At 35.5% G+C, this 3,971-nt stretch carries 6 protein-coding genes and 1 tRNA gene; 1 reads left to right on the top strand and 6 read right to left on the bottom strand.

Going from position 1 to position 3,971, the window contains the following annotated elements; translation table 11 throughout:
* Window positions 1-215: 215 nt before the first annotated feature.
* A complete protein-coding gene (locus ACXJIE_RS00450; protein WP_456479014.1) occupies window positions 216-506 on the top strand; it encodes a hypothetical protein in 291 nt (96 codons plus the stop codon).
* Here ACXJIE_RS00450 and ACXJIE_RS00445 read toward each other — a convergent pair whose 3' ends face one another.
* From ACXJIE_RS00445 to ACXJIE_RS00420, 6 genes are all read right to left on the bottom strand, one after another.
* On the bottom strand, window positions 507-1,022 hold the full coding sequence (locus ACXJIE_RS00445) for a formyltransferase family protein (protein ID WP_456479013.1): 516 nt from the start codon (window positions 1,020-1,022) through the stop codon (window positions 507-509).
* Window positions 1,023-1,157: 135 nt separating this feature from the next.
* Window positions 1,158-1,233: transfer RNA gene (locus ACXJIE_RS00440), tRNA-Phe, on the bottom strand.
* Window positions 1,234-1,318: 85 nt separating this feature from the next.
* On the bottom strand, window positions 1,319-2,497 hold the full coding sequence (gene murD, locus ACXJIE_RS00435) for a UDP-N-acetylmuramoyl-L-alanine--D-glutamate ligase (protein WP_456479012.1): 1,179 nt from the start codon (window positions 2,495-2,497) through the stop codon (window positions 1,319-1,321).
* Window positions 2,494-3,405, bottom strand: coding sequence for a signal peptide peptidase SppA (gene sppA / locus ACXJIE_RS00430; protein ID WP_456479011.1), 912 nt, complete (start codon window positions 3,403-3,405; stop codon window positions 2,494-2,496). The genes murD and sppA overlap by 4 nt, the downstream gene beginning before the upstream one ends.
* A 13-nt stretch (window positions 3,406-3,418) precedes the next feature.
* On the bottom strand, window positions 3,419-3,745 hold the full coding sequence (locus ACXJIE_RS00425; RefSeq protein WP_456479010.1) for a type II toxin-antitoxin system RelE/ParE family toxin: 327 nt from the start codon (window positions 3,743-3,745) through the stop codon (window positions 3,419-3,421).
* The gene (locus ACXJIE_RS00420) at window positions 3,742-3,960 is read right to left on the bottom strand and encodes a hypothetical protein (RefSeq protein ID WP_456479009.1); all 219 of its coding nucleotides are present in this window, start codon (window positions 3,958-3,960) and stop codon (window positions 3,742-3,744) included. Before ACXJIE_RS00420 ends, ACXJIE_RS00425 begins: the two co-directional genes overlap by 4 nt.
* Between the last annotated feature and the right edge of the window lie 11 nt (window positions 3,961-3,971).

Genomic DNA, 3,971 nt, shown 5'->3' with positions numbered 1-3,971 from the left:
ATAAACTTGACAAAACCTCCCAGGAAAAGGTTATAAAAAAACTTGTGAACGATATAAACAAATTTAATGATATAAAGGAAATTTTAACCGAATTTGAAAGTATTATAAAAAATATATTATAATTATGTCTTGACAGAACAGACATGCGCTTACATTGGTGTTTATTGAAATAAAAATGTAAAGAGCGGTTTTTTAATATTTAAAAAAGGACGGATATGGCAAGAGAAATAAACGAACAGGTTTTAAGTTTCGGGGAAATTCAAGAACCCCATGAGAGTTTTACAATAGCTTACGGAAGCGTAAGGGTTGAACAAAACAGACTTTATAAAGACGTGCTTCCCACAGACGCGGTAAAACAGGTTATTATAATGCTTCAGGAGCAGGCTGCTGAAATGGGGGCCGACGGTGTTAAAAACATAACCGTAACGATTACGCCGGCTGTAAACGAAAAAGGCGAATCGGTAATGGATTACTACGGAATGGGAACGCTTATAAAGCTTAAATAATTATCCGCACAGCATTTCAACCACGGCCGGCAGAAATTTATGCTCGGCTTTTTTGAGCTCTTCACGGTACTTTTCATAACTGTTATACTTAAATGGATTTATATGGTATTGGAGTATTATATCCCCGCTGTCAAGCTCCACATCAGCGTAATGGACGGTAATACCGCACGCCTTTTTTGATTCGAATGAAAGTTTGTCCGCGTTCAAACCTTTAAACTCGGGCAGAATGCTCGGATGAAGATTGATGATTTTGCCTTTGAATTCGTTAATTATATAATCGGGCACTATTCTTAAATATCCGGCCAAAACAATCAGGTCCGGATTTAGCTCTTTTAACTTTTGTAAAATCGCTTTGTGATCTTTTGAAACGAGAACAGGAGGCAATGAAGAAGCTTTTAACGCTTCGCTGTTTTCAACATTGGTAATTCCCAATACTATTTTATAATTTGTCTGGCGTTTCAGAAGGTTTAAAAAGTTGCTTCCGCCTTTTCCGAAAAAAACGACAATATTTTTCAATCCGAACCTTTTTAACGGAATAATATCAAAAATCGGAGCGTACTTTTAAAAATGGCTTTTTTAAAACGTTTAATAAGAAAAGTGAATTAAGAAAACTGTATTAAAAGTGACAGACACCATATGGAAAAGCTTGAATGGTGCCCAAGGACGGAATCGAACCGCCGACACAGGGATTTTCAGTCCCTTGCTCTACCGACTGAGCTACCTGGGCAGGGAGTGAAATTATACTAAACGAATCTTAAAGTATGCTTAAGTTTTTCAATCCGCTGTGTGATTAAAAAAGTGCGCTTAACCGGTTAGTTTTCTTTTAAAACCAGTTTTTTAAAAACTTCCCCTCTTTGTTTGTATCCGCAGAACTGGTCGAAACTTGCGCACGCAGGGCTTAAAAGTGCCACGGAACCGGCCGAATGTCTTTTTTTTATTGAATCGACCGCATTGTTTAGTGTTTTGGGAGTTTCGTGGGCGATTTTGTGTTTTTTTGCGAGACGTTCGAAATTTTCCGTTTTTTCTCCTATAATAAACAGGGTAATGTCGAGGTTTTCCATATATTTAAACAAGGGAGTGAAGTCCTGGCCTTTGCTCTCTCCGCCGATAATCATATAAATTTTTCTGTTTTTATATCTTAAAAGGGCGTTTAAAGCCGCGTCTACGTTTGTCGCTTTCGAATCGTCAACCCACAGTCTTCCTTCGGAGTCTTTAAACTCTTCGAGTTTATGGGGGTCGATATTAAAGTTTTCCAAAGCCTTTTCTTTTAAAAAAAGTATTTTGTAAACGGCTTTTGCTAAAAGTTCGTCGAGCAAAAACGGAGCATTAAAGAAATGATGTTCGAAATTGAAATATTCAATAAGGTCTTTTTCTTTTTCGTATGTAATTTTAAAGGCTTTTGTATCTGTATCCAGGTTTTTCGGCATTATTACGACATCTCTTTCGGTCATTCTTTTAAGGGGGGAGAGTTTTGCTTTTACATATTCTTCGAAACCGCCGTGCCATGATATGTGATCTTCTTTCAGCGGAAGGATTATAAAAATGTCCGGTTTTGCATATCCGGTGTAATATAGCTGAAAACTGCTCGCTTCAACAACCCAGAAATTGGCGTCTTTTTTCATATCGGTAAGCGGAATGCCTATATTTCCGCCTATGTCCGCCCCGTGTTCTTTTAGCAGGTGGTAAGTCATCTGTGCTGTTGTTGTTTTGCCGTTGGTTCCAGTAATCCATATCTGAAACGGAGAGTTTTCGTAAAAATAGTCGAATTCGCTTATCAGGTTTTTCGCTTTTTTAATAAGGGGATGTGAAGGGGGGATTCCGGGAGATGTGATTTCAAGCGTTGATTTTTCGGGATTGAATTCGTGTGAGGGCAGAAGTTTGTTGCCGTATTTGTCAAAAGAGATTTCTTTAAATTTGTCGTCGAATATATGCCATCCGCCGTTTTTTGCCAAGGCTTTTGCAGTTATTCCGTATCCGAAAAGAGATTTCATCGGTGTAAATATCCTTTTAACAGTTCTCCGAGATCCGAATTTAGTTTTATGTTTATGTAAGGGAATTTTTTCTTTTCAAGGGGTATGTTTACAAATTCAACCTTTCCGAGCCTTTTTTTGATTTTGTTTTTAAATTCCGTGAGGGATGCGATTTTATCTACGAGTATTCCTTTTGCTTTTGTGGCTATAAATATTTTTCCGTCGGCGTATTTTTTTAATTTGTCAACCGATATGTTTCTGTCTTCCGCTACCGTTTTTAAGAAGTTTTCGTATGTCGGCAGCAGTAAGTTGTCCATTATGTATTTTTTTTCTTCGGGCGAAACTTTTTTAAACAGTGAAACCGGTTTTTTGTATTTTCCCACCGTAATGTCGTCTTCTTCCACGCCGATTTTTTTTGCAAGTTTTCCTATTACGTAATGAGGCATTATTACGCCTATGCTTCCGACTACGGCGTTTTTATTCGCTACAATCGGCTTTATTGCGCTTATGATGTAGTATCCTCCGCTTGCGGCCATGCTTTCTACGTACACGTTTACTTTTTTGCTTTTGTTCAGAAATTTCAGATATGAGTTAAATTCGTCGCTTGCACTCGGACTGCCTCCGGGTGTATTGAACACAAGCAGAAACTCTTTGCAGTTTTTGTCTTTTTTTAATTTATCCATTTTATTTATCAGTTTGTTAATGTAATCCACCGTAATCGTTTTGTTGATATTTATAACCGCCACATAAGGCTTTGTAACGGGGGCGCCGGTATTCAGCGTGTTTTTTAGGAATACCCCGAGCGCTACAAGCTCTGCGAGTATAAGAAGTATTACGCCAAAGAGCGCCACCTTTTCTTTTACGGCTTTTATTTTAAATATTTTCAGTTCGGCTTTTAATTTTTCGTTTTCTGTATTATAGTTTTCCATAATTACTCCAAATTTATAATTGAGATATTATTAATTCGTCAATTTCTTTTTCAGTTAAATTTGTGATTTGGCTTTTGTCATAAATATATAACAGATGTAATTCTTTTTTAGTTATTTTTAAATAAGTAATAAGTCTATACCCTCCGCTTTTACCTTTATTTTTATCACTGTTTTTTATTCTGGCTTTATATATGTTGGATTTTAATTCAATACCTAAATCATCTTTTGTAGTAACTGAATTTAAAAAATTATAAACATCTTCATTTATATGTTTATATTTTTTTGAAAGTTTTTTTATCGCTTTTATATACAGTGATTGTTCGATTATTTGCAGTTTCATAGTTCTAATTCTATAAATTTATCCGTTTTTACTCCTTTAGAGTTTTTTACATCCTCTAATGTTTTATGAAGGTTTTTTATATCGTTTAATATTTCTTTTTCATAATCGTTATGTAATACTTTATATTCTTTGAGTATTCCGTCTTTTTTAAAAAGTTCTAAAAACTCAAAAAAAATTTCCGATTTAATATCATTTACACTAATTTTCAATTCCATCTTTATCCTTT

It is taken from the genome of Nautilia sp. (genome assembly GCF_053994455.1).
Note: the sequence above shows the minus strand (reverse complement) of the source record. Positions and strands in the feature narration are given on the sequence as shown.

What these genes read in the sequence shown, in the direction of transcription:
- murD (WP_456479012.1), bottom strand. Translation starts at nt 2,497, where the DNA reads ATGAAATCTCTTTTCGGATACGGAATAACTGCAAAAGCCTTGGCAAAA.
- ACXJIE_RS00425 (WP_456479010.1), bottom strand. Translation starts at nt 3,745, where the DNA reads ATGAAACTGCAAATAATCGAACAATCACTGTATATAAAAGCGATAAAA.
- ACXJIE_RS00450 (WP_456479014.1), top strand. Translation starts at nt 216, where the DNA reads ATGGCAAGAGAAATAAACGAACAGGTTTTAAGTTTCGGGGAAATTCAA.
- ACXJIE_RS00420 (WP_456479009.1), bottom strand. Translation starts at nt 3,960, where the DNA reads ATGGAATTGAAAATTAGTGTAAATGATATTAAATCGGAAATTTTTTTT.
- sppA (WP_456479011.1), bottom strand. Translation starts at nt 3,405, where the DNA reads ATGGAAAACTATAATACAGAAAACGAAAAATTAAAAGCCGAACTGAAA.